24 protein-coding genes are annotated in these 22903 nt (G+C 53.0%); 4 read left to right on the top strand and 20 right to left on the bottom strand.

What is annotated here, in order from left to right; all coding sequences use genetic code 11:
• Window positions 1-94: 94 nt before the first annotated feature.
• From Q4E93_RS21715 to Q4E93_RS21635, 17 genes are all read right to left on the bottom strand, one after another.
• The gene (locus Q4E93_RS21715) at window positions 95-1564 is read right to left on the bottom strand and encodes a complex I subunit 4 family protein (protein ID WP_303588834.1); all 1470 of its coding nucleotides are present in this window, start codon (window positions 1562-1564) and stop codon (window positions 95-97) included.
• 17 nt (window positions 1565-1581) lie between these two features.
• A complete protein-coding gene (nuoL, locus tag Q4E93_RS21710; RefSeq protein ID WP_303588832.1) occupies window positions 1582-3480 on the bottom strand; it encodes an NADH-quinone oxidoreductase subunit L in 1899 nt (632 codons plus the stop codon).
• Window position 3481: 1 nt separating this feature from the next.
• Window positions 3482-3811 (bottom strand): NADH-quinone oxidoreductase subunit NuoK, encoded by a 330-nt coding sequence (gene nuoK, locus Q4E93_RS21705; protein WP_303588831.1) that lies wholly within the window; start codon window positions 3809-3811, stop codon window positions 3482-3484.
• Window positions 3812-4005: 194 nt separating this feature from the next.
• The gene (locus Q4E93_RS21700; protein ID WP_303588829.1) at window positions 4006-4506 is read right to left on the bottom strand and encodes an NADH-quinone oxidoreductase subunit J family protein; all 501 of its coding nucleotides are present in this window, start codon (window positions 4504-4506) and stop codon (window positions 4006-4008) included.
• 50 nt (window positions 4507-4556) lie between these two features.
• The gene (gene nuoI / locus Q4E93_RS21695; protein ID WP_303588827.1) at window positions 4557-5099 is read right to left on the bottom strand and encodes an NADH-quinone oxidoreductase subunit NuoI; all 543 of its coding nucleotides are present in this window, start codon (window positions 5097-5099) and stop codon (window positions 4557-4559) included.
• A 51-nt stretch (window positions 5100-5150) separates the two neighbouring features.
• The gene (nuoH, locus tag Q4E93_RS21690) at window positions 5151-6230 is read right to left on the bottom strand and encodes an NADH-quinone oxidoreductase subunit NuoH (RefSeq protein WP_303588825.1); all 1080 of its coding nucleotides are present in this window, start codon (window positions 6228-6230) and stop codon (window positions 5151-5153) included.
• Between the two features lie 28 nt (window positions 6231-6258).
• Window positions 6259-7359, bottom strand: coding sequence for an NADH-quinone oxidoreductase subunit G (locus Q4E93_RS21685; RefSeq protein ID WP_303588823.1), 1101 nt, complete (start codon window positions 7357-7359; stop codon window positions 6259-6261).
• Window positions 7360-7398: 39 nt separating this feature from the next.
• Window positions 7399-8754 carry an NADH-quinone oxidoreductase subunit NuoF gene (gene nuoF / locus Q4E93_RS21680; RefSeq protein ID WP_303588821.1) on the bottom strand — a complete coding sequence of 452 codons (1356 nt, stop codon included), beginning with the start codon at window positions 8752-8754 and terminating at the stop codon, window positions 7399-7401.
• A 32-nt stretch (window positions 8755-8786) separates the two neighbouring features.
• Window positions 8787-8993, bottom strand: coding sequence for a hypothetical protein (locus Q4E93_RS21675; protein WP_303588820.1), 207 nt, complete (start codon window positions 8991-8993; stop codon window positions 8787-8789).
• Between the two features lie 36 nt (window positions 8994-9029).
• The gene (locus Q4E93_RS21670; RefSeq protein ID WP_303588818.1) at window positions 9030-9530 is read right to left on the bottom strand and encodes an NADH-quinone oxidoreductase subunit NuoE family protein; all 501 of its coding nucleotides are present in this window, start codon (window positions 9528-9530) and stop codon (window positions 9030-9032) included.
• A gap of 106 nt (window positions 9531-9636) precedes the next feature.
• Window positions 9637-10863 carry an NADH-quinone oxidoreductase subunit D gene (locus tag Q4E93_RS21665; protein ID WP_303588816.1) on the bottom strand — a complete coding sequence of 409 codons (1227 nt, stop codon included), beginning with the start codon at window positions 10861-10863 and terminating at the stop codon, window positions 9637-9639.
• Window positions 10864-10969: 106 nt separating this feature from the next.
• Window positions 10970-11584, bottom strand: a complete 615-nt coding sequence (locus Q4E93_RS21660; RefSeq protein WP_303588815.1) for an NADH-quinone oxidoreductase subunit C — start codon at window positions 11582-11584, stop codon at window positions 10970-10972.
• Window positions 11585-11588: 4 nt separating this feature from the next.
• Window positions 11589-12179, bottom strand: a complete 591-nt coding sequence (locus Q4E93_RS21655; RefSeq protein ID WP_303588813.1) for an NADH-quinone oxidoreductase subunit B — start codon at window positions 12177-12179, stop codon at window positions 11589-11591.
• Between the two features lie 36 nt (window positions 12180-12215).
• Window positions 12216-12629, bottom strand: a complete 414-nt coding sequence (locus tag Q4E93_RS21650) for an NADH-quinone oxidoreductase subunit A (protein ID WP_303588811.1) — start codon at window positions 12627-12629, stop codon at window positions 12216-12218.
• 295 nt (window positions 12630-12924) lie between these two features.
• On the bottom strand, window positions 12925-14631 hold the full coding sequence (locus Q4E93_RS21645) for a tetratricopeptide repeat protein (protein ID WP_303588809.1): 1707 nt from the start codon (window positions 14629-14631) through the stop codon (window positions 12925-12927).
• A 47-nt stretch (window positions 14632-14678) separates the two neighbouring features.
• On the bottom strand, window positions 14679-15617 hold the full coding sequence (locus Q4E93_RS21640) for a PstS family phosphate ABC transporter substrate-binding protein (RefSeq protein ID WP_303588807.1): 939 nt from the start codon (window positions 15615-15617) through the stop codon (window positions 14679-14681).
• The gene (locus Q4E93_RS21635) at window positions 15617-15850 is read right to left on the bottom strand and encodes a hypothetical protein (RefSeq protein ID WP_303588805.1); all 234 of its coding nucleotides are present in this window, start codon (window positions 15848-15850) and stop codon (window positions 15617-15619) included. The genes Q4E93_RS21640 and Q4E93_RS21635 overlap by 1 nt, the downstream gene beginning before the upstream one ends.
• Before the next feature lie 264 nt (window positions 15851-16114).
• Between Q4E93_RS21635 and Q4E93_RS21630 the strand changes: the two genes are divergently transcribed.
• The 3 genes from Q4E93_RS21630 (at window position 16115) to Q4E93_RS21620 (ending at window position 19913) form a co-directional block, all read left to right on the top strand.
• Window positions 16115-16723: a low molecular weight protein-tyrosine-phosphatase gene (locus Q4E93_RS21630; RefSeq protein WP_303588803.1), complete on the top strand. Its 609-nt coding sequence runs from the start codon at window positions 16115-16117 to the stop codon at window positions 16721-16723.
• Entirely contained in the window at window positions 16720-18141 is a 1422-nt protein-coding gene (gene hisS / locus Q4E93_RS21625; RefSeq protein ID WP_303588801.1) for a histidine--tRNA ligase, read from the top strand. Before Q4E93_RS21630 ends, hisS begins: the two co-directional genes overlap by 4 nt.
• Before the next feature lie 164 nt (window positions 18142-18305).
• The gene (locus Q4E93_RS21620) at window positions 18306-19913 is read left to right on the top strand and encodes a DUF4836 family protein (protein ID WP_303588800.1); all 1608 of its coding nucleotides are present in this window, start codon (window positions 18306-18308) and stop codon (window positions 19911-19913) included.
• Between the two features lie 11 nt (window positions 19914-19924).
• Here Q4E93_RS21620 and Q4E93_RS21615 read toward each other — a convergent pair whose 3' ends face one another.
• The 3 genes from Q4E93_RS21615 to Q4E93_RS21605 are packed head-to-tail and all read right to left on the bottom strand — an operon-like array spanning window position 19925 to window position 22316.
• On the bottom strand, window positions 19925-20497 hold the full coding sequence (locus Q4E93_RS21615) for a hypothetical protein (RefSeq protein ID WP_303588799.1): 573 nt from the start codon (window positions 20495-20497) through the stop codon (window positions 19925-19927).
• Between the two features lie 7 nt (window positions 20498-20504).
• Complete coding sequence (locus Q4E93_RS21610) at window positions 20505-21080, bottom strand: hypothetical protein (protein WP_303588798.1); 576 nt, start codon at window positions 21078-21080, stop codon at window positions 20505-20507.
• 39 nt (window positions 21081-21119) lie between these two features.
• Window positions 21120-22316, bottom strand: a complete 1197-nt coding sequence (locus Q4E93_RS21605) for an acetyl-CoA C-acyltransferase (RefSeq protein WP_303588796.1) — start codon at window positions 22314-22316, stop codon at window positions 21120-21122.
• Window positions 22317-22532: 216 nt separating this feature from the next.
• Here Q4E93_RS21605 and Q4E93_RS21600 point away from each other — a divergent pair, with 216 nt between their 5' ends.
• Complete coding sequence (locus Q4E93_RS21600; RefSeq protein ID WP_303588794.1) at window positions 22533-22841, top strand: hypothetical protein; 309 nt, start codon at window positions 22533-22535, stop codon at window positions 22839-22841.
• Window positions 22842-22903: the final 62 nt, after the last annotated feature.

Raw genomic sequence — 22903 nt, 5'->3', positions numbered from 1 at the left:
ATCTGCTTTCCAATATACTTTCAGTCAACCCTAAACCTCAAATCACCTAACCCATCCACTTGTAGCTTGAAGCTTGCAGCTTGAAGCTGGTCGCTCATAGCTTGTAATTCATCTTAGTAATGATCATGTCCACCGTATCCTTCGTCAGACTGAGCATCGGCTTCGGATACACCCCGATCACGACGATCAGCACCACGATCGCCGCCAGGACGACCTTCTCATTCAACTTGATATCCTTTGCCTTTTCCGTCAGCGCATTGGTATTCCCAAAGAACACCCGCTGTATCATATTCAGCGTATAAACGGCTGACAGGATGATGCTGATCCCCGCCACCACCGTGAAGACGACATTGTATTGCGTAGCTTTCGAGCTGAACACGCCGCTGAAAAGCAGGAACTCCCCTACAAAGGCATTGGTCAGCGGCAGCGCCACATTGGCCAGCGCCACGATCACCAGCAATATGGCCAGGGCCGGCGCTTTCTGCGCCAGTCCACCCAGCTCGGACATCTTCCGGGTCCCCATCTGGCGCTCGATCAGGTCGATGACGATCCACAGGCCGATGATATTGATCCCGTGGTTGAACATCTGGATCATCACGCCCTGCATACCACTGGCCGTCGTGGCAAAGATCGCCAGGCACATCAACCCGATATGGGCGATGGAACTGTAAGCCACCAGGCGTTTCAGGTCGTCCTGCTGGATAGCCACCAGGGAAGCGTAGATCATGCCGATGATACACAAGGCCGAAGCCGTATCACCCCAGGCCCAGGTGCCCACGGGCAGCACAGGCGCCAGCCAGCGGATAACCCCGAAAAGCCCCATTTTCACCATGATGCCGCTCAGCACCATCGTAGTGGCCGTAGGCGATTGCTCATACGCATCCGGCTGCCAGGTATGCAGAGGCCAGATAGGCATCTTGATGGCAAAAGCGATAAAGAAGAGCCAGAAAAGCCACAGCTGCTCCCCGCCTCCGATATGGTTGCGCAGTTCATAGAAGCTCTTGATGGAGAAGCTATGGTCCGGCGTATGACTATACAGCCAGATGATGGCGATCAGCATCAGCAAGGACCCCACAAACGTATAGATAAAGAACTTGAAAGTAGCCTGGATCCTCTTTTCCCCGCCCCATTGGCTGCAAAGGAAATAAACGGGTATCAGCGCCAGTTCCCAGAAGAAATAGAACAGGAGGGCATCCATCGCCAGGAAAACGCCCATCAGGCCCGCCTGCGACAAGAGCATCAGCGCATAGAAATTCCAGCCCTTGCGATACTCGTTCCGCCAGGTGGCGATGAAGATCACCGGGAAACTGACGGCGGTCAGCAGGCAGAGGATCTGCCCCATGCCATCCAGCCCCACGGCAAAGCGGCTGCCAAGGCCCGGCAGCCATTCCACGTCGGCATTGAGTAAGGGGCTCTTGGCGCCCACCGATAGTCCCCACAGCGAGACCACCAGGGCGAGCAGGGATACAAAAAGGCTCCATCCCCTGGCGCTTTGCGAATTTTTAAAGAAAAAACCCGCCAATCCGCCTGCTAAAGGAATCGCTATTAGTAAAACAGGGATCATAATATAACTTCAGTTTCTTATTTCTTAACGAATAACTCCACCAGGAACAAGGCCAGGATGCCGATCACCATCAGCAGCACATACCCGCCTACCTGCCCGCTCTGCAGCAACCGCAATTGCCTGCCGCCATATTGTACGAGCCTCCCCGTTCCATTGACAGCCCCGTCGATGACCCATTTTTCCAGCCAGACAAAGAACTTGCCCAATACATTCATCGGCCGGATGATAATGGCCCTGTACAGCTCATCCACATACCATTTATTGGCCAGCACCTTGCCAAAACCGGCAGGCTCTCCCACTTCCGGCTTGCTTTTGAATTTGCTCCAGGCCCACAACGAAACCACCAATGCCAGCCCAGCCGACAGCCCCATCAGGCCCAGTTCCGTTCCCCGGCTGATCTCAACAGCACCATGCGCCTCGGAACCACCCTCCGCCAGCACAGGCGACAGGAAATGCTCCAACACGTGCGCATGCGGCATCAGCGCCTCGGGGATGCCCAGAAAGCCCGCCACTGCCGCCAGTATAGCCAGCACGATCAATGGGATCGTCATGGACGAAGGGCTCTCGTGCAAATGATGCTCCTGGTCATGCGTTCCGCGGAATTGGCCGCTGAACGTAGTGGCAAAAAGCCGGAACATATAAAAAGCCGTCAGCATAGCCGTAAAAAGACCGATGCTATAATACACCGGGCTCTTGGCATAAGCCGCCGCTAAGATCTCATCTTTGGAGAAAAATCCCGAGAAAGGTGGGATACCCGCGATGGCAACACAGCCGATGAGGAAGGTAAGGCTGGTCACTGGCAACGCCTTGCGCAGGCCGCCCATCTTACGGATATCCTGCTCCCCGCCCATGGCATGAATGACGGAGCCGGCGCCCAGGAACAACAGGGCCTTGAAAAAGGCGTGCGTCATGACATGGAATACCGCGCCCGTATAGGCGCCTACGCCCAGGCCCAGGAACATATAGCCCAGCTGGCTCACCGTAGAGTAGGCCAGCACTTTCTTGATATCGTTTTGTTTCAGCGCAATGGTCGCGGCAAACAACGCCGTCGCCAGACCGATCACCGCCACCACCGTCTGCGTAACAGGCGCCAGCGAATACAGCACATGGCTCCGGGCGATCATATAGATCCCCGCCGTCACCATCGTCGCCGCATGGATCAGGGCCGACACAGGCGTAGGACCCGCCATGGCGTCCGGCAGCCAGGTATATAATGGTATCTGCGCCGACTTACCCGTGGCGCCTACAAAAAGCAACAACGTAATGCCGGTCATCACCCCTACCGAAGCGCCCTTGGCACTGCCAAACACCTCCGTGAACGTCACAGACCCGAACTGGTTGATCATCCAGAATATGGCAATGAGGAATCCCAGGTCACCGATCCTGTTCATGATGAAGGCTTTCTTCGCCGCATTTCCATACTCAATATTCTTAAACCAATAGCCTATAAGCAGGTAAGAACAAAGCCCCACCCCCTCCCATCCAATGAAGAGAATGACGAAGTTGGCGCCCAGCACCAGCAGGAGCATGGAGAAAACGAATAAGTTCAGATAAGAGAAATACCGGGCGAAATGTGGAGCCTCCTCCTCATGCATATAGGACGTGGAGTATAAATGAATGAGAAACCCTACTCCCGTAATGATCAATGAGAACAACACCGACAGCTGGTCCACCTGGAAAGCGAAAGGGATATGCAGCTTGTCTACACTGATAAAATCGAACAGCGTCACCGTCACCGCCTCAAAACCCTCCTGGCGTACCTGCCCGAAGATCAGCAGGCTCAGGATGAAGGAACCAAGAAGAACGCCACAACCGACAACCCCGGTCATCCCTTTTGACAAGCTGTTGCGGAAAAGACCGTTGATCAGAAATCCTGCCAGCGGCAGCACCGGGACCAACCAAACTAAATTTATCATATCAATGTTTCAGTCGATTTAAGAAATTCACATCTATCGAATGGGTATTTCGATACATCATCACGATAATGGCCAGTCCAACGCTCACTTCCGCGGCAGCCACCACCATGATAAAGAACACGAACAGCTGCCCGTCGATCCCCGCATTGGGATTGGTGACGGCCAGCGCATGCTGGTGCATCTTCGAGAAAGCCACCAGCAGCAGGTTGACGGCATTCAACATGAGCTCGATACACATGAAAATGATGATCGCATTGCGACGGGTAAGCACCCCGGCCACCCCGATACAAAAGAGGGCCAACGCAAGAAATATGTAATAATTGATCGGCATGGTACTAGTTTTCGCTTCGCTCAAACTGGCAGCCACAAGCTGCGAGCTGCAAGCTACAAGCCAGGCTTAAATAATCCTTTTATTTTAAATAACTACTTTAAACACCAATTAATCCCTCTCACACCTCCAAACTCCCCGCTTGCAGCTTGCAGCTTGAAGCTTGCAGCTCACGGCTCACAGCTCGCAGCTCAAAGCTAATCCTTCTTCCCTATCACCACCACTCCCACCATGGCGCTCAGGAACAGCACGCTGCTGATCTCGAAAGGCACGACATAATCCTGGAACAGCACCATCCCCAGGTTCTTGATCAACCCGATATCCCCCTTGTTCATCTCCGCCAGCTGCCCCTTCATATCCGCCTGCTTCAACGCCGCCACCAGCACCAGCAGCAACGAACCGCCCGCCACGACGCCCGCGATCTTCAGCCACTTGTTCTTCTGCGGCTCCGTGTCCGAGTTCAGGTTCATCAGCATGAACACAAAAAGGAACAGGACCATGATGGCGCCTGCATAGACGATCAGGTTCACAATGGCCAGGAACTGGGCATTCAATAATATATAATGACCGGAAATAGCAATAAATACGGCAATAAGCCACAACACGCTGTGTACAGGATTCTTACTTATCACCACCAATATGGCGCTCAGCAGCGCCAGTATGCTTAAGACCCAGAACAGAATTTGCGTAATACCCATTGCGCAGTACAGTTAAATTTTTCTATCTTGATGAATTTGTGCTCTTACTCTTATTGTTTCACCCTCCCGCCTTGTGCCTTCGCAAACTCCTCCGGCTCCGTCACCGGGTTGGGTATCAGCAGCTCCTCCTTCCCATAAATAAAACCCTTCCTCGTATAGTTAGCCGGCGCAAACGTTTCAGAAAGATAGATAGCATCCTTCGGGCAGGCCTCCTCACAAAGTCCACAAAAGATACAGCGCAGCATATTGATCTCATACTTCGCCGCATACTTCTCCTCACGGTACAGGTTCTCTTCACCCGGCAGCCGCTCGGCCCCTTCCATGGTGATAGCCTCCGCCGGACACGCCACGGCGCAAAGTCCGCAGGCCGTACAACGCTCCCTGCCCTGCTCGTCACGGTTCAATACATGCAGCCCGCGAAAAACGGGGCTGAAGGGCCTGGTCTTCTCCGGATAGTTCACCGTAGGCTTCTTCTTGAACATGTGACTAAAAGTGATGGACATCCCCTTCGCAATGGCAGGCAGGTACATCCTCTCCCACATGGTCATCGGCTTACGTTCTACCGCCCTTGCTCTGCTTGTTAATGGTTGCATAATTGCGCAAATGTATTTTTATCGATTCAACTTACCAAATCTCTCAATCAACTAGAAATGCCAGTGATTCTGCTTCAACAACACTAAAAATCCCGTCACCAGCATATTGAACAAAGCCAGCGGGATCAATACCTTCCACCCCAACTTCATCAGCTGGTCATAACGGAAACGCGGTATCGTCCACCGCACCCACATAAAGAAGAAGATAAAGGCCACGATCTTCACAAACAGGCTCACCACCTGCAGCGTCGCCAGCAGGTTCTGCCCGTGCGCCTGTCCGAACGTCGCGTCATTCAGGAAAGGCACGTCATACCCGCCCCAATACAACGTCGCCATCACCGCACTGCTGATGAACATGTTGACATATTCCGCAAAAAGATAAAAGCCCAGTTTCATGGATGAATACTCCTGGTGATAACCGAAGTTCAGCTCATTCTCCGCCTCTGAGAGGTCGAAAGGCGTACGGTTACACTCCGCAAAGGCGCAGATGAGGAAGATGAGAAAGCCTAAAGGCTGCAGCAACACATAATAATGACCGGTCTGTTGCTGCTCCACGATCGTCTTCAGGCTCAGCGATCCCGTGATCATCAGCAGGGCTATGATGGAAATGCCCATCGCCAGCTCGTAGGAAATGATCTGCGATGCACCGCGGATAGCCGCCAGCAGAGAAAATTTGTTATTGGAAGCCCAGCCGCCGATCATGATGCCATAAACGCCCATGCTCACGACGCCGAAGATGTATAGGATGCCGATATTGATGTCCGCTATCTGCAGCGAGATATGGCGGCCGAAAAGATCAAAATGACTGCCCCACGGCACCACCGCACTGGTCATCATCGCCGTCAGCATGGCCAGGCCCGGACCCAGCACGAACAAGAACCGGTTAGAGCTGTTGGGAATGATCTCTTCCTTTGCAAAGAGCTTCAACCCGTCCGCCAGCGGCTGGAACAAACCTCCGGGTCCCGCCCGGTTCGGTCCGCGACGGTCCTGCATAAAGGCCGCCACCTTCCGCTCGCCCCAGGTCTCATACATGGCCACCAGCAGCGAAACGCTGATGATAATGGCGATCAGCACAGCCTTCTCGATCAATAAAAGCCAATCGAAATTGATACTTAGTAACGTTGAATACATGCCTGCTAATTATTAAAAATTACCTCTCTTATCTTTCTTCATGCGGACTAAAATCCGTCGAATGCGCCGGCCTTTCCAGCTTGGACAGATCGATCTCCGGCCGGTTCACCTCACTGACATTATGAATATCCATCAGCAGCTTCGGCGCCCTTCCTCCCATCACATCATACACCACTTCCTGCGGCCGCACCGTCCCTACATAATGCCCCTGCGAAATGACAGAATGCCTGTTCACCTTTGTAGGTCCTTCGATCTCCCAATCCGACGTCTTCTTTTTCTCAAACCGGCACTCGTTGCAGATCCAATCCTCCACTTCACCCCATTGGTCCTTACGGGCCGTCACACGGAACACCTCATCCCCCCGGTACCATAAAGTTGCCTTCCCGTTACATTTCGGGTGATTGCAGTTGCGATGTGCATCCACGGGCTTAAGGAACCAAACGCGGTTCTTGAACCTGAACGTCTTATCCGTCAGGGCGCCTACAGGGCACACGTCGATGATATTGCCGATAAAATCATTCTCCAATGACTTCTCGATATAGGTAGCGATCTCCGAATGGTCTCCCCTGTCCAGTACCCCATGCACCCTTTTCTCCGTCAACTGATCCGCCGTGAAGACACAGCGGTAACAAAGGATACAACGTGTCATGTGCAGTTGGATATACGGACCGAGATCATGCTTCTTAAAAGTCCTGCGCTCGAACTCATAACGGGTGCCCTCCTTCCCATGCTCATAGCTCAGGTCCTGCAGATGGCACTCCCCCGCCTGATCACAGATGGGACAGTCCAGCGGATGATTGATCAGCAACATCTCCACCACCCCATTCCGCGCATCGATCACCTTCTCGCTGGTGATATTTTTCACCACCATGCCGTCCATGACATTCGTCCGGCAGCTGGCCACCAGCTTCGGCATCGGGCGCGGATCAGCCGTAGACCCCGCCGCCACTTCCACCAGGCAGGTACGGCACTTACCGCCGCTACCCTTTAACTTGGTGTAATAGCACATAGCAGGAGGCGCCACATCGCCGCCGATCCTCCGGGCCGCCTGCAGGATAGAAGTCCCCGGCTCCACCTCGATGGTGATATTGTCGATCGTAACCTTAAATAGCTTCTTTTCGTCAGCCATAATCTTTTATTTAATAAATAGTCCGTTCCCGGCCTGCCGTCAGGCAGGCACGACTTCAAGAGGATCCGCGTAGTGCGCCAGTCCGAAATTCCTATGCTGCGACTCCACCGGGTTCTTCACATGCCACTCAAATTCATCCCGGAAATGCCGGATCGCCGCCGCCACCGGCCACGCCGCCGCATCCCCCAAAGGACAGATCGTATTCCCCTCGATCTTACGCTGGATATCCCAGAGCAGATCGATATCGCTTGATTTACCTTTGCCGTACTCAATGTTCTTTAAGATCTTCTCCATCCAACCCGTACCCTCACGGCAAGGCGAACACTGCCCGCAGCTCTCGTGACGATAGAACCTCGCCAGCGTCAGCGTATTGCGCACCACGCACTGATCCTCGTCCAGCACGATAAAACCTCCGCTGCCCATCATCGACCCTTTCGGGAAGCCGCCATCCGCCAGGCTCTCGTAGTTCATCATCCGCGTCTCACCTTTCGCCGTCTTCAACAGCAGGTTCGCTGGCAGGATAGGCACGGAAGAACCGCCCGGTATACAGGCCTTCAGCCGCTTACCGTTGGGAATGCCACCGCAATATTCGTCAGAGAAGATGAATTCTTCCACGGAGATGGTCATATCGATCTCATACACCCCCGGCTTATTGATATTGCCGCAGGCAGACAACAGCTTCGTACCCGTCGACTTGCCCACACCTATTTTAGAATAAGCTTCGCCCCCTTCATTGATGATGGGAACGACAGCCGCCAGCGTCTCCACATTGTTCACCACCGTCGGGCAATCCCATACCCCCTTTACAGCAGGGAAAGGAGGCTTGATCCGGGGATTACCCCGCTTGCCTTCCAGCGATTCGATCAGCGCCGTCTCTTCACCGCAGATATAAGCGCCCGCACCGCGATGCACATAGATCTCACAGTCGAAGCCCGTGCCCAGTATATTCTTACCTAAAAAGTTATTAGCCCGCGCCTCTTCAATAGCCTGCTCCAGGATATCCGGGATCCACGCATATTCACCACGGATATAGATATAGGTGCTCTTGCTCCCCAGTGCATAGGAACTGACGATCAACCCCTCGATCAGCAGGTGCGGCAGGAACTCCATCAGATACCGGTCCTTAAAGGTCCCCGGCTCCGACTCATCCGCATTGCACACCAGGTAACGGGGCACGCCTTCCGGCTTGGCCAGAAAGCTCCACTTCATACCCGTAGGGAAACCCGCACCGCCACGACCCCGCAAGCCGCTCTTCTTCACCTCTTCCGTCACCTGGTCCGGCGTCATTGTTTTCAAAGCCTTCTCGACACTGCGGTAGCCGCCTTCACGACGGTATACATCGTATCCGCGAATGCCTTCGACATGTGCCTTTTCCAATAATAATTTTCTACCCATGCTATATAGCGTTTAACTCAACTCTTGTTTATTTACTGCTGCTCTCCGTCCTTCAAAACTTTCGGCTTCGCCCGAACAACCACCAATTGTACTACAGCCACGGCGAGCATTACAACTCCAATATATCTCACGATCTCCCTGGCCGCACCCGGCTCCATCCTGCCCCTGATCAGGTCCAGGACCAGTGATCCCAATATCAGGGTCCACCATAGTATCCTGTAATTTCGGCGCTTATTCATATTGACAGGTTTACATCCTTATTCAGCTCCGCCGCCTCAATTATTCGCTGCCGCATTCTTCCGGCACTCATCGATAATGGCATCCACTTTTTCCGGCGTCAGATGCTCCCGGAAATGCTTGCCCAGCTGCATCATCGGCGCATATCCACACGCCCCCAGGCATTCCACCGTCTTCAGCGTAAAAAGCCCATCCGCCGTCGTCTCACCCACACCTATATTTAATTTCTGCTTGATATAATCGATGATCTGGTCACTCCCCCGCAACATGCAAGGTCCCGTCTGGCAAACTTCGAACATATATCTGCCCACCGGCTTCAGGTTATACATGGAATAGAAGGTCGCCACCTCATACACTTCGATCGGCTCCAGCTTCAGCAGCGAGGCGACATAGTCCATCGTTTCAGCGCTGAGCCATCCCCCAAACTCTTCCTGCGCCAGGTGCAGCACAGGCAACAAGGCGCTCTTCTGCTTTCCCTGGGGGTATCTGGCGACGATCTCGTCCACCTTCTTTAACTTCTCGTCTGAAAATTTTATCATAAACCTAAAAGTAATCTTCTTGTTATCAGCATTTTTTCTCTCCTCACCATCCGTTGCGACGCTCCGTTCAAGGGTATCTCTTCTATCATCGGCGCTGTGCGCCGTCCTAGGCATCCATTTCTCCGGCAATGAGGTTGAGGCTTGACATCGTAATGATCGCATCACTCAACATACTCCCCTTCGTCAACTCCGAATAAGCCTGATAATAAATAAAACAAGGCCGGCGGAAATGCAACCTGTACGGCGTACGCCCCCCATCACTGATAAGGTAATAGCCTACTTCTCCATTCCCTCCTTCCACTGACTGGTACACCTCACCCGGAGGGATCTCCGTCTCCCCCATCACGATCTTGAAATGCCAGATCAGCGCCTCCATCTTCGTATAAACATCTTTCTTTTCAGGCAGGTAATAAGCCGGTGCATCCGCATGATATACATCCGCGTCCGTACCCTTGAACTCCTTCACCTTACGGTACGCATCTTCGATGATCTTCAATGACTGCCACATCTCGCCGTTACGCACCAGGAACCGGTCATAACAATCACCCGTGTTGCCCACAGGTATATCGAACTGGAAATCCTCATAGCTGGAATAAGGAGTATGCACCCGCACGTCATAGTCTACTCCCGCAGCCCGAAGATTCGGACCGGTAAACCCATAATTCAAAGCCCTTTCTGCGCTGATAGGTCCCGCCCCGATCGTCCGCTCCATAAAGATGCGGTTCCGGGTGAACATATTCTCGAACTCCCGCAGCACACCAGGATATTCAGCAAGGAATTTCTCTAACTTCTCGAAAGCCGCATTGGTAAAGTTGCGTTCAAACCCCCCGATCCGGCCCATATTCGTCGTCAGACGCGATCCGCACACTTCCTCATAGATCTCATAGATCAGCTCGCGGTATTGCATCACATACAGGAATCCCGTGAAAGCGCCGGAATCCACTCCCACCACCGAATTACAGATCAAGTGATCGGAGATCCGGGACAGCTCCATGATGATGACACGGAGATAATCCACCCGCTTGGGCGTCTTCACTCCCAGCAGCTTCTCGCAGGTGATATGCCATCCCATATTATTGATAGGACTGCTACAGTAGTTCAGCCGGTCCGTCAGCGTCGTGATCTGGTACAATGGCCGGCGCTCCGCCAGCTTCTCAAAAGCCCGGTGAATATAGCCCACCGTCTGTTCCGCAGAGACGATCCGCTCCCCGTCCAGCTCCAGGATATTCTGGAAAACCCCATGCGTAGCAGGGTGCGTAGGCCCCAGGTTCAGCGTAGTGGTCGTTTTCTCGATGCTCCCTTCCGGTAACTTTATATGTTGATCGACACTCATATTGTATATTTTCAGGGCCTAGACCCATTTATCACACCTAAACAATCCCTCTCACACCTATTCCCTCCCACTTGCAGCTTGTAGCTTGCAGCTTGCAGCTTTCCACTCAACGCTGGTCGCTCGTCGCCCCTCCGGGATCAGCCGTATTCAAAGGCCCTGCCTGCCCGGCGACAGACGTACGCACCTTCGCATCCACAGGCGAAACGATCCCTCCCGGACCCCGCCCAAACATCGCATCATCCTTATCGATCCTCGTCTGATCTTCCAGCGGAAACTCCTTCCGCATAGGGAAATACGTCATCTCATCCACGTTGAGGATGCGCTTGAGGTTCGGGTGACCGACAAAATTGACCCCATAAAAGTCAAAAGTCTCCCGCTCCATCCAGTTCGCGGAAGAATAAAGCTGCGTGGCCGTAAATACATCCGGCTGCGCGATCGGCGCAAATACCTTCATTCGCAAACGGATATTATCCGTCAGGTTATGCAGGTGATAGACCACCGCCAGCTCCCGGCCGGCCTGCCCCGGATAATGCACCGCAGTCAGGTCCGTCAAAAACTGAAAACGCAACTCCTCGTCGTCGAAAAGGAATTGCATTATTTTTAAATTGAGGTCTTTCGGAGCTTCGAAGGTGAGAAGACCATAAGGCTCCTCGAAATTCGATAACTCGTCCCCGAATTTCGCCTTCAACCGCTCTTTGATTGTCTCGTTGGTTAATGCCATGTCGCTATTGAATTCCGTAACTCTGTAAAAGATTTTTATACTCGTCGCTGTTCCGCCGGCGGACACTCTCTGCCCCCACCAGGTCCTGGATACGCATAAATCCATCCAGGATAGCTTCCGGCCGGGGTGGGCACCCCGGTACATAAACGTCCACCGGCACCACCTGGTCGATCCCCTGCAATACGGAATAGGTATCGAAGATCCCGCCACTGGAAGCACAGGCGCCTACCGCCATGACCCAACGGGGCTCCGCCATCTGCAGGTACACCTGCTTCACGATAGGACCCATTTTCTTGGCGATCGTTCCCATCACCATCAACAGGTCACACTGACGGGGCGAAAAACCCAGCCTCTCCGCACCAAAGCGGGCCAGATCGTAGTGGGAAGCCATGGTAGCCATGAATTCGATGCCGCAGCAGGAGGTGGCGAAAGGCATGGGCCAGAGGGAATTCTTCCGGGCCAGACCTACCACGCTACTGAGCTTGGTCGTGAAAAAGCCCTCGCCGGAATATCCCTGGGGCATATCGACGATACTGACATTCTCATTGATGTCAGCCTTGATGGGATGTACATTGAACCTTACCGGACGTGCCATAATCTTAATATTTTAACTAAATCATAATTCGTACGCTTAATCTTCCCAGGTCAGCGCTCCCTTCTTGATCACATAAAAAAACCCTGCCAGGAAAAAGACGACAAACAATAAGACCTCCGTGAACCCACCCCACCCCAGCTGCCTGAAATTGACCGCATAAGGGTAGAAAAAGATCACTTCCACATCAAACAGTACGAATAAGATAGCTACTAAAAAATATTTAACGGCCATCGGCTGCCGGGCATTGCCCACAGCCTCGATACCACTCTCGAAATTCTGAAGTTTTTCGGCAGTCTTACGCTTGGGACCCAATAAATGGGTGACGCCCAGCACCATCAGTACAAAACCAATCGCGAAGATAAATTGGACACCAATTGGAAAATAACTAAAGGAATTATTTAGATTAGATTCGCTCGTAAGGGTATTGGCTTGTAAAAGAAAGATGTCCATTTTTAAAGGATTACTGTGATTCTCCAAAGGCAAATTTAAGCCAGCAGGCCGAATTTCCAACTTATTGAGAATTAAAATATAAAAAAGTGGCCGTCCCGAATGGCAAAAAATCGGAGCGACCACTTTTTTTCTGTATGTCCTGAAATTTAAAAAATTTCAGGGGAAGGAAGCCCAATAATGGCATCCTTTTTACGTTGTATGCAGCTTCTTTTGACCTTTTTCCGTGCTCTTTCCACCCATTCTTAACCGCTCTTACCCCTCCGGCCAATTTTCTTCCAGTTGTTATTAAGGCCCGCTACTTCGCCCCTGTTTTGGGCTTGGTGCCGCCGGCAGACTGCTGACGGGCAGGCGGCTTGCTGAGCATCTGAATGATCCGGGGTGCTGTCGCATTGGTTGGATCGACTTCCAACACCTTCTGCAGGTAAGCGATCGCCGTATTCTTGTCCTTTTTAACGTCGTTATACCAACCTGCAAGGTACAGGTAGGAGTTCACAGCCTGTCCTTTATATTTCGTGGAATCCGCGCTCCCCGCTGCCTTGGCCGTGGAATCGAGGCTGCGCGCCATAGCAGCCAGCTTATCATATGCCTGGACTGCAATACCCTGGCTGCTGAGGGAATCATCCTGGGCCACCTTGCTCTTTGCACACCATAGATAACCGAAGATCTCGTTGGGCCATTTCGACTCATAGATATTGCAAAAAATGCTGTCGGCGGTTTTATAGTTACCGGCAGAATAGTTCGCAAAACCCCAGTTGTAGACATCCGTCTGGTTGGGCTCTTTCTTGGTAGCGTACTGTACGGCAGCCAGGTCAGCCACACCTTGTTTATAGTTCAGCTTCTTTGCCAGTTCCAGGCCCTTTGCGAGATATTTCGCCTTGTTCTCAGGCAAAGTATCCTTGGCAATAGCCTTTTTATAGGTTTCGATAGCCGCCACCTTTCCGGCAGAATCCGGCGCCTTCGACTGGATGCTGGCCTGCAGGGCAAAGTCACCGCCGGTGACCGTTGCCGCATCCGCTTTCTGGAAATAAGTAGCGATATTTTGTTGTGCACAGGCTACATCACCCGTCGTATCACATACATAAGCGATGAGCTTGTACATACGGGGTTCAACCTTGTCACCAAGGGAAGTGATCAGCCCCTGCGCCTTCGCCTTGGCTTCCGGGAATTTGCCGCTGGCAACCAGGAAGTCCGTCCTCAGGTATTCCACCTCGGGACCAGGATCGGAGTTCGCGATGTACTTATCCAGCGCATCGGTTGCTTTGGCAGCATCCCAATGGTAGTAATAATAATAGAAGATCTCAAAATAAGCCGGCGCATAAGCCGGGTCCAGCTGCACAGCCTCTTCAAAAGCAGGAAGGAAATATTCCTTATTATTCTGCGTCAGATAGATCTTGCCGATCTTGTATTTGGCTTCGGCATATTTGGGGTCGATGGTCAGCGCCTTCTGGTAGCTTTGAACAGCGTTGCCACCATCGATCAGCTTGCGGTAAGCATCTCCCAAGAGAATATAAGTCTCCGCACTGTTGAACTTCTTCACCTGGATAGCCATGTTCAGCTTTTCGATGGCATAGGTGGCATCACCCGCCCTCGTATCGACATTGGCATTGGCCACCGCATTCAGCACGTCGATGTCCTTGGCCTTGGTCAGGCTGATCGCCGTCTCAAACCGCTGGCGGGCATCCGTGGTCTTACCCTGACGCAATTCAACCTCGCCCATCCCGGCCAGGAGCAAAGGCGCATTGCCATTGGATTGCAATGCCTTAGAGTAAAGGTCCCCCGCAGCTACGGAATCCTTCATAGACAGCAAAGTCTGTCCCTGCCAGTAAATAGCTTCAATATTATTAGGATTGGATGCAAGTATCTTATCGAATACGTCTTTTGCACTCTTATACCGTTGATAATAAAGGAATTTCTTCCCTTGGTCTACCGTTTGAGCCAGCGCCCCACCGCAGAAGCCGGCCAGAGCCACTACCAGAAAGATGGATCGGAACTTATTCTTCATGTACTTTAGCTGTTTATGTGTGTAAATATAAATATATTGTTTAGTTGCTAATTACTGATCTGAGTGTCCCGGACGGAGAAAGTCATCTTGGCAGGCCACAAATAAGCCTTGCTGAAGATCAACTGGCCCCTTTCATATTGTAGGAAATTGGCAAAATTATTCCCCACCCCGGAAAAATTTTCCTTTAATATGTAATACAAACTTCGCACCAAGGGGTAGCGCCGAAGGGCAATATTCGCCTGGTAAGGCTTAACATAAGTCGGCCCGAGGCAGCTGGTACACCGGATAGAGGCCACCTTCACTTTTTTGATAAACAGGTTGTCGTTGGCTGCCCCCTCCCCGATCCAGTTCACGCCGACAAAGCCCACCGCATGCGGATTCTCCGATACATAATTGATCACTTCCTCGCTGGACCGTGCAGCCGTCACCCGCTTGCTCAACGGTCTGCCTTTCAGAAGAGAGTCCATGGCATACCGCACCGTGCTGGTTGCTGACTTGCCATCCATCACCGGCAGATGTACCGTATCGCTCCCATCCAGCATATTCTGGAGGTCCTTGATCTCGAAGACGGAATCCTTCGAGCTATTGTTGACGATAATAGCAATGGCATCATAGGCCAAAGGCATCCAGGTGGGCTTGAGATGAAAAGAATCCTGGTAGAATTTTTCCTCATCCGTGCTGAGCCCCCGGGTAACGATGATCATCCGCGTACCGGTGGTGGTCAGGTCCCGCAGACACTGTGCCTCTGGCTCATACTTAGCTTCGATCTTTATGTCGGGATTGGAGGAGTTGAACACCTTGATCTGGGAGTCGATCACAGGCTTGAAAGACTCGTCAATGCTGATAGTGAGCTTGCCGGACCTGGGCGTTTCCTGGGGAGTTTTGTTCCCATTGTCGCCACACCCCCCCAGCAGGAGAATAAGCCCTAATCCTGTTATTGCGCCTTTACTGCTACTAATGAATATATGCCTGAGCGATAGTTGCATCAACGGTAATAATTTTTTTTATACCCACGATAGATCCGCCATCCCCCGTAGAGCAACCAGATGCCTGAAAAAGCATAGCGGAAAAAAGGGTCGACAGCCAAAGTAAAACCGATCTTTGGCGCTATCAGCAGAAAGATCCCAAAGCCAAACCAGATCCCACCTATGCCATAATCCTGGATGGACCTCCGCAGCTCGTAACGCCGCCTTTCACCGTCAGAACCCTCGTTTGCCATTTTTAACCAATCGTTTTAATGAATAATGCAGACCTTGGGGCCGGCAGGTCGGGCAAATTAATGAATTAAGCTTAAAAAGCGACCACTATATAAGGTGTAATACTTATTAATTTCTTATTAATATCTACTTTCATTCACTGGTTTTGTCCCGCTTATATTAGATTCTTACCTTCTTCTATTCCACAAACCTGCAGCACCTTTCCCCTTCATTGTACACGGTTTTTAACTTACCTTTGGCCTTTTTTTGAACAAGCCCATTCTTACATGAACACACCGGCCAGCTCCCTTTTAAACACACCGGCCAGCTCCTTTTTAATGGTATGTCTCGGCAACATCTGCCGCAGCCCGCTGGCGGAAGGCATTCTCCAGGAAAAAGCCCGGGCCGCCGGCCTTACCTGGAAAGTGGACAGCGCCGGCACCAATGGCTATCACATTGGTGAAGCCCCGCACCCTCTTTCTCAAAAAGTGGCGCGGGCCAAAGGCATCGACATCAGTCAGCAAAGGGCCCGAAAATTCAACGCCAATGATTTTCAACGTTTTGACAAAATATATGCCATGGCCGAAGACGTGGTCCATGAAATGAGGCGCATCGCCGGCCGTTCCTTCGACCCATCTAAGGTGGAACTCTTATTGAACGAGCTTCACCCCGGCAAAAATGAGGACGTCCCCGATCCCTACTACGGCTCGGAGCCCGGCTATCACGAAGTCTATAAAATGATCGACGCCGCCGCGGACAAGATCATCGAAAAATACGGACAGAACGCTTCATCCGGTACTCCATCCATCGTATCGGGATCTACCCCATCCTCCACCGGATCGGGAACTACCTCATCCACCACAGGACCCGGATCCTCCCAATCCCCCAAATTATGAGCAGCTTAAAACCATCCCTGCCCCAGGGCACCCGTGACTTCGGGCCCGCCACCGTCCGCAAAAGAAGCTACATCTTCAATACCATCCGCACCGTTTTCGAGCGCTATGGCTTCCAGCCCCTGGAGACCCCCGCCATGGAACAGTTGGAAACCCTCATGGGTAAATATGGCGACGAAGGCGACAAGCTCATCTTCAAGATCCTCAACAATGGCCTGGGCGACCCCAAGAACATAGAAAAGGCCCGCAAAGCCTTCGAGAAAGTCCTCGACGGCAAAAATGATAAAGACCTCACCGAGCGGGCCCTCCGCTATGACCTCACCATCCCTTTCGCCCGATGGGTCGCCATGAACCACGGACAGCTGACCTTTCCTTTCAAACGCTTCCAGATGCAGCCCGTCTGGCGCGCCGACAAACCCCAGAAAGGCCGCTACCGCGAATTCTACCAGTGCGACGCCGACGTGGTAGGCAGCCAGTCCCTCCTCAACGAGGTCGAGCTGGCGGCCATCTACCGCCAATCCTTCCAGCTGCTGGGCATCCCCGTCGAGATCAGGATCAACAACCGCAAGATCCTGGCCGCCCTGGCCGAAGTCTGCGGCGGACCCGAAAAAATGACGGACATCACCGTCGCCATCGACAAGCTCGACAAGATCGGACTGGAAAAGGTGAAGGAAGAGCTGGCCCAACGGGGCCTTCTCAACGACCAGATCGCAGCCATCGAACAATACCTGAACATCGCCGGCGATAACCAAACCAAGCTCGAAACCCTGAAAACCCTCTTCGCCAACAACGAAACGGGCCTGAAAGGCATCGCCGAACTCGAATATCTCTTAAAATACCCCCTCGAAGCTCACAGCTCAGAGCTCACAGCTCAAAACTCCCAGCTCGAAGCTCAAAGCTCGCCGCTCGCAGCTCTAAACATCGATCTCACCCTCGCCCGGGGCCTGAACTACTACACAGGCACCATTTTCGAGGTAAAAGCTACCACCGCCAAAATGGGCAGCATCGGCGGCGGCGGCCGCTATGACGACCTCACCGGCCTCTTCGGCGTACCCAATATCCCGGGCGTAGGCATTTCTTTCGGAGTGGACCGCATCTATGACGTGATGGAAGAGCTGCAGCTTTTCCCCAACGACGTGCACGCAGGCACAAAACTGCTCTTCTTCAACCTGGGCGACGCCGAATCCCGCACCGCCTTCGGCCTGCTTCAGCAGATCCGGGCAAAAGGCATCCCCGCTGAACTCTATCACGAACATGCCAAATTCGACAAACAATTCAAATACGCCGAAAAGAAAGGCATCCGGTATGTCGCCATCCTCGGCAGCGAAGAGCTGGCCAGCCGCCAATGCAAACTAAAAGACCTCAGCAATGGCCAGCAGACGACCTACAGCTTTGAAGAGCTGTTGCAGTTCGGCTTCTAATCCGGGATACCGCCCACCCAGTCCAACTATTCGAAAATTTCGAACTGCTCACCTATAAAGGACCAACTATCCGGAATTTCCGGATAGTTGTCCCAAAAAACTTTCACAGACCATTAAGATTTTTATCTTTACCCTCAACTTTTACAACCAAAGTTCATCTATCTATGAAAAGATCTCTATCCCCTTATCGCCCGTTAGCAATCCTTTTGTTTTTCATCGCAACTTCCGCCTCCGCCCAGACCATTAACCCCCTCTTCCGGCATCTCCCACCGAATGCCAAAGAGATCTACCATATCAACCTGCCCGTCCTCACATCCAAGCTCAGCTGGAACGAGATCATCTCGAATATCCCCCCTTCCAAGTCCGGCAGCGACCAGGAAATGATGGGCTTGCTGAAAGCCCCGGCAGAGGCTGGCATTGACATCAACCAGGACATCTTCGTCGCACACAGCGGCAAAGTCGCCAAAGCCGACAGCGCCAGCTTTATCACCGTCATCCTGCATCTCGCCGATTCCGGAAAATTCGGTGCGCTCGTCCGCAAAGGAACCGACATCCGCACCTTCCGCCTTCCCCAGGGCCGCGCGGTCGGCAAGGATAAAATGTCCGTCGCCTACGACAATAAGCTGGCCGTCTTTACGATCGTGACGCTTGACAAGCCCGCAGCAGATGCCGCGAAAACGGCCCCCGGCGACAAAAAAGCGGTGACCGTTGCGCCTTCCTTCAACTCCGCGCTGTTTGCCGCCAGAAGAAGCGTCGCCGCCCTCCAGGGTTTTCCCAGCTCCATCTACACCACCGATCCTGATTTCCTGGCCGGCTTCTCCGACGACGCCGACTTCCACATTTGGGCGCCCCAGGGCTCCGGACTCGCTACGATGCTAAAGACGATGGGCAAGAAGAACCAGGGCATGTCCGATGCGCTGACCGGCAGATCGAAGACCTCGCAGCGCCATTTACTCACGGCCATCCGCTTTGACGCCGGCAAGATCGTCATGCGCACCCTCATCACCATGGAGAAGGACTCCGTGGCCCTCCTCAAAAAATTCAACAGCCGCCCCCTCAATACCGACCTGATAGCCCGCCTGCCCGGTAAGGACCTGCTGGGAATGATCAACCTTCACTTGGATCTGTCCGCCCTGACAGACCTGCTCGAGCAGTATAAGCTCCGTGACAAGGCGGACTCTGCACTGTCCAGCCTGGGCTTCGCTGTCACCGACATACCAAAAGCATTCAAAGGGGATTTCCTGTTGGCAGCCGTGGCGCCTTCCGCACCGGCAGGCGATACAACGCAATACAAAGAACCCTTCGTCTATTTTGTTACGACCATCAATGACCTGGGTACTTTCATGAAACTGACCAGCAAGCTGCCCCTGTCAAAAGACTCCGCATCCGGCGGCAAAGGCATGTTCGGCAAGATGAAGACCGCCTATACCTTAAAGGATAATATCCTGGTGGTCAGCAGCAACAAACAACGGACGGACAGCTATTTCAGCAACACCACCCGGAGAAGTACGGAGCTGGTGTCGGATCACGTTGCCGGCGCACCCGTCAGCGTTGTGGTGGACATCAAGGCCGTAGCGGCTTACTTACAGGGAATGAGCGCCCAGCCCTCGTCCAAGACACAGCAAATGCTGCACTTCATGAATGCACTGGATCGGCTGACCATCGCCGGTGGCCGCCTGGTGGACGGCACAAAGTCGGAAACTTATATTGAGTTGAAAATGGCTGACGCGTCGGAGAACAGCCTGCGCAGCATCTTTAAACTGCTGCATTAGAAGGGTAACCCTTACATATACCCGTACTTCTTCTTGAAGTCCGCCAGGCCTGCCGCGTCCAGGTCCCGGAACAGGTACGTCCTCGTGCGTCCCGTCCTTTCCACAAAAGGTATATGCTTTTCATACAGCAGTTTGAAGACCTCCCCCAGCTGTCTTACATGCTCCTTGCTGTTGAGATAGAACATGCGCTCGATCGTTTGCCCCTTGCACTTGAAGGACACCCGGTTGCTCATGCCATCCAATTCATAGGCCGAGGCGGGGTCTTTCATTCCCGCATACCCGTTTATGTCGAAATCCAGTTGCTTCACCTCCCGGAGAGAATAATACTCCTCTCCCAGCCGGATCGCCTGCTCGGTCAGCACCAGGTCCCCGTCGGAAAGCCCGAAGGCCGCTATATCTCCCTTTGCGATATAGGCCCCGATCAGCACCGTCACCACCCCGATGACAAAGGCTGGCGTGACGAATACACGCATGGAAGGTATCAGCAGGAGAAAGAGAGAAATGACGGCGATCCCCAATCCGACATAAGCCAGGGTCGCTTTTTTCTTGGTGACCATGATCACCATCTTGGTACGGAATTCCATAGTTATCCTAAAATTTTAAAAGGTTTTCCTTCAATTCCTTTTCCGACATCCGCTCCAGCAGAAAGGTCCGGTAAAGGCCCCTCCTTTCGACAAAGGGAACATGCTGTTCGTAAAAGGTCCGGAATAACATTCCCAGTTGCTGCGCATGCTGCAGTCCACCGAGATAAAACCTGCACTCGACGGGCTGGCCTGTATGCTCAAACCGCAAATGATTACCCATTCCATCCGACTCCGCGCCGACTATTGCAATGCTCGGAGCATGCATGCCGGCATATCCTTCAATATCAAACTCAATATTGTTGATCTGACCCATTGGGTAATAGGCATTCCCTATCCGAATGCCTTCAGTGCTCACCGCCAGCTGAATGGCATTGGCAACCCCGACATTCGTCAGATCGCCTTTTGTTACAACAACGCCGATGAAGAAGATAAGAATGGAGGCTCCAAAGGTCCAGAGCGCAAATTTCTCGTAGCCGTCCATCAATGTGAGGAAAACAGCCGCTACCAGCAGGACCGCCCCCACGCCGGAGATCCTGGCCTTTGGGTTCTTTTTATAGTATACAGTCGGGGCTCGGAATTCCATAGACAGCTTTATGCCCATCTATAACGCCTAAACCCGGGCCTATATTTTCTCATACACCACCGCCGCCCCCTGGCCCACGCCTACGCACATGGTGGCCAGCGCATAGCGGACATCCCGCCGCCGCATTTCGTGCAGCAAGGTGGTGGAAATGCGTACACCGCTGCAACCCAGCGGGTGACCAATGGCAATACTGCCCCCATTGACATTGATCCTGGACGTATCCAGCCCCAGGTCGCGGATGCAAGCCAGGGCCTGTACGGCAAAAGCTTCATTCAGCTCTATCAGGTCCAGGTCCTTTACGGAAAGCCCCGCACGCTGCAACGCTTTCTGCGTAGCCGGCACAGGACCGATCCCCATGATGGAGGGGTCCACACCCGCCACCGCCATGCTGACGATCCGGGCAATGGGTTTTAAATGGTATTTGCGAACAGCTGCCTCGCTGGCCAGCAGCATGGCCGCCGCCCCGTCATTGATGCCCGAGGAATTACCAGCCGTCACCGACCCATCCTTCGCAAAAGCGGGCCGGAGGGCTGCCATCTTCTCCATCGACGTAATCCTTGGCTGTTCGTCCCTTTCAAAAAAGATCTTCTCTTCCTTGCCGCCCAAAACCTCCACCGGGGCAATCTCCTCCTTCCACAAGCCGGCCGCCAGGGCCGTAAAATATTTCTCCTGGGACGCCAGCCCGAAAGCATCCTGCTCCTCCCTTCCGATCTTCCACTGCCTGGCGATATTCTCCGCCGTCTCGCCCATCGAGTAAGGGTAATATTGATCGGTCAGCTTCTTATTCACAAATCGCCATCCGATGGTCGAGTCGAAGATCTCTGCATTGCGATTGAAAGCATGGGTCGATTTACCCATCACAAACGGCGCCCGGGTCATACTTTCCACCCCCCCGGCGATATACAGCTCCCCTTCGTCACACATGATCGCCCGGGCAGCATCCATGATGGCCTGCAGTCCCGAAGCGCACAGCCGGTTCACGGTATTCCCGGCGACCGTCACGGGAAGGCCCGCCAGCAGGGCCGCCATACGGGCCACATTGCGATTGTCCTCCCCCGCCTGGTTGGCGTCCCCGGCGATGAGGTCTTCGATCGCGGCAGGGTCGATCCCCGGATTACGCACCAGCAATTGACGAACTACATGGGCCAGCAGGTCGTCCGGCCGGATAGAGCTGAGACCGCCCCCGTACTTCCCTACAGGCGTCCGGATGGCATCGATGACATAGGCTTTATTCATAAGGGTCGCAAGTTAAGATTTTCAAGAGATTCCCCCAGTCTCAACACACCAACGGCCTGTTCTGACGGCCTAACGCTCTCCACGCCTATACCACCTCGTTCCCCACCTGGGTAATTCCTTCCACTTACCCGGGGCCTTCCGCTTTTCAAGTGATTAAAAATCAATCCTTTCACCCTGGCATTATTTTCACATTCACCTAACCAAAGCACTACCATTATGATCCCACAGACAGCAACGTCCAACGACTCCAGATCCAGGTATATCCACCACAACAGCGGACAGGGTTATTTCGATCCCCACCAGCTGGACCACGAACAAAAAACGCAAAAGACCGACCTCCACCAATATGACCATCTGATCCCTCCCATGAAAAAGGTACTGAAATTCACCGCCAAAGCCACCTGGTTCATGATGAAGACCATGGTCAAGGCAGCCTTCCTTCTTCCCGGGCTCTTCAGCAGGACAGCATCCAAACCAACCCAGAAGAAAAATCCGTCCCCCACCACCGCTTTTCCTGCTCCGTAATTAATTATTACTTACCTCCTCCCAGGCCCTCACCCTAGGGTAAACGCTTATACCGAGGCCAT

Source organism: Flavitalea plasmicola (genome assembly GCF_030546645.1).
Taxonomy (GTDB): Bacteria; Bacteroidota; Bacteroidia; order Chitinophagales; family Chitinophagaceae; genus Puia.
The sequence above is the reverse complement of the archived record's forward strand: the minus strand, read 5'-3'. Positions and strand labels throughout refer to the sequence as shown.

What these genes read in the sequence shown, in the direction of transcription:
- Q4E93_RS21660 (WP_303588815.1), bottom strand. Translation starts at nt 11,584, where the DNA reads ATGGCATTAACCAACGAGACAATCAAAGAGCGGTTGAAGGCGAAATTC.
- Q4E93_RS21670 (WP_303588818.1), bottom strand. Translation starts at nt 9,530, where the DNA reads ATGATAAAATTTTCAGACGAGAAGTTAAAGAAGGTGGACGAGATCGTC.
- Q4E93_RS21655 (WP_303588813.1), bottom strand. Translation starts at nt 12,179, where the DNA reads ATGGCACGTCCGGTAAGGTTCAATGTACATCCCATCAAGGCTGACATC.
- Q4E93_RS21685 (WP_303588823.1), bottom strand. Translation starts at nt 7,359, where the DNA reads ATGGCTGACGAAAAGAAGCTATTTAAGGTTACGATCGACAATATCACC.
- Q4E93_RS21635 (WP_303588805.1), bottom strand. Translation starts at nt 15,850, where the DNA reads ATGGCAAACGAGGGTTCTGACGGTGAAAGGCGGCGTTACGAGCTGCGG.
- Q4E93_RS21605 (WP_303588796.1), bottom strand. Translation starts at nt 22,316, where the DNA reads ATGAATAAAGCCTATGTCATCGATGCCATCCGGACGCCTGTAGGGAAG.
- nuoI (WP_303588827.1), bottom strand. Translation starts at nt 5,099, where the DNA reads ATGCAACCATTAACAAGCAGAGCAAGGGCGGTAGAACGTAAGCCGATG.
- Q4E93_RS21610 (WP_303588798.1), bottom strand. Translation starts at nt 21,080, where the DNA reads ATGGAATTCCGAGCCCCGACTGTATACTATAAAAAGAACCCAAAGGCC.
- Q4E93_RS21650 (WP_303588811.1), bottom strand. Translation starts at nt 12,629, where the DNA reads ATGGACATCTTTCTTTTACAAGCCAATACCCTTACGAGCGAATCTAAT.
- nuoK (WP_303588831.1), bottom strand. Translation starts at nt 3,811, where the DNA reads ATGCCGATCAATTATTACATATTTCTTGCGTTGGCCCTCTTTTGTATC.
- nuoL (WP_303588832.1), bottom strand. Translation starts at nt 3,480, where the DNA reads ATGATAAATTTAGTTTGGTTGGTCCCGGTGCTGCCGCTGGCAGGATTT.
- Q4E93_RS21615 (WP_303588799.1), bottom strand. Translation starts at nt 20,497, where the DNA reads ATGGAATTCCGTACCAAGATGGTGATCATGGTCACCAAGAAAAAAGCG.
- Q4E93_RS21600 (WP_303588794.1), top strand. Translation starts at nt 22,533, where the DNA reads ATGATCCCACAGACAGCAACGTCCAACGACTCCAGATCCAGGTATATC.
- nuoF (WP_303588821.1), bottom strand. Translation starts at nt 8,754, where the DNA reads ATGGGTAGAAAATTATTATTGGAAAAGGCACATGTCGAAGGCATTCGC.
- hisS (WP_303588801.1), top strand. Translation starts at nt 16,720, where the DNA reads ATGAGCAGCTTAAAACCATCCCTGCCCCAGGGCACCCGTGACTTCGGG.
- nuoH (WP_303588825.1), bottom strand. Translation starts at nt 6,230, where the DNA reads ATGTATTCAACGTTACTAAGTATCAATTTCGATTGGCTTTTATTGATC.
- Q4E93_RS21700 (WP_303588829.1), bottom strand. Translation starts at nt 4,506, where the DNA reads ATGGGTATTACGCAAATTCTGTTCTGGGTCTTAAGCATACTGGCGCTG.
- Q4E93_RS21645 (WP_303588809.1), bottom strand. Translation starts at nt 14,631, where the DNA reads ATGAAGAATAAGTTCCGATCCATCTTTCTGGTAGTGGCTCTGGCCGGC.
- Q4E93_RS21640 (WP_303588807.1), bottom strand. Translation starts at nt 15,617, where the DNA reads ATGCAACTATCGCTCAGGCATATATTCATTAGTAGCAGTAAAGGCGCA.
- Q4E93_RS21665 (WP_303588816.1), bottom strand. Translation starts at nt 10,863, where the DNA reads ATGAGTGTCGATCAACATATAAAGTTACCGGAAGGGAGCATCGAGAAA.
- Q4E93_RS21675 (WP_303588820.1), bottom strand. Translation starts at nt 8,993, where the DNA reads ATGAATAAGCGCCGAAATTACAGGATACTATGGTGGACCCTGATATTG.
- Q4E93_RS21715 (WP_303588834.1), bottom strand. Translation starts at nt 1,564, where the DNA reads ATGATCCCTGTTTTACTAATAGCGATTCCTTTAGCAGGCGGATTGGCG.
- Q4E93_RS21620 (WP_303588800.1), top strand. Translation starts at nt 18,306, where the DNA reads ATGAAAAGATCTCTATCCCCTTATCGCCCGTTAGCAATCCTTTTGTTT.
- Q4E93_RS21630 (WP_303588803.1), top strand. Translation starts at nt 16,115, where the DNA reads ATGAACACACCGGCCAGCTCCCTTTTAAACACACCGGCCAGCTCCTTT.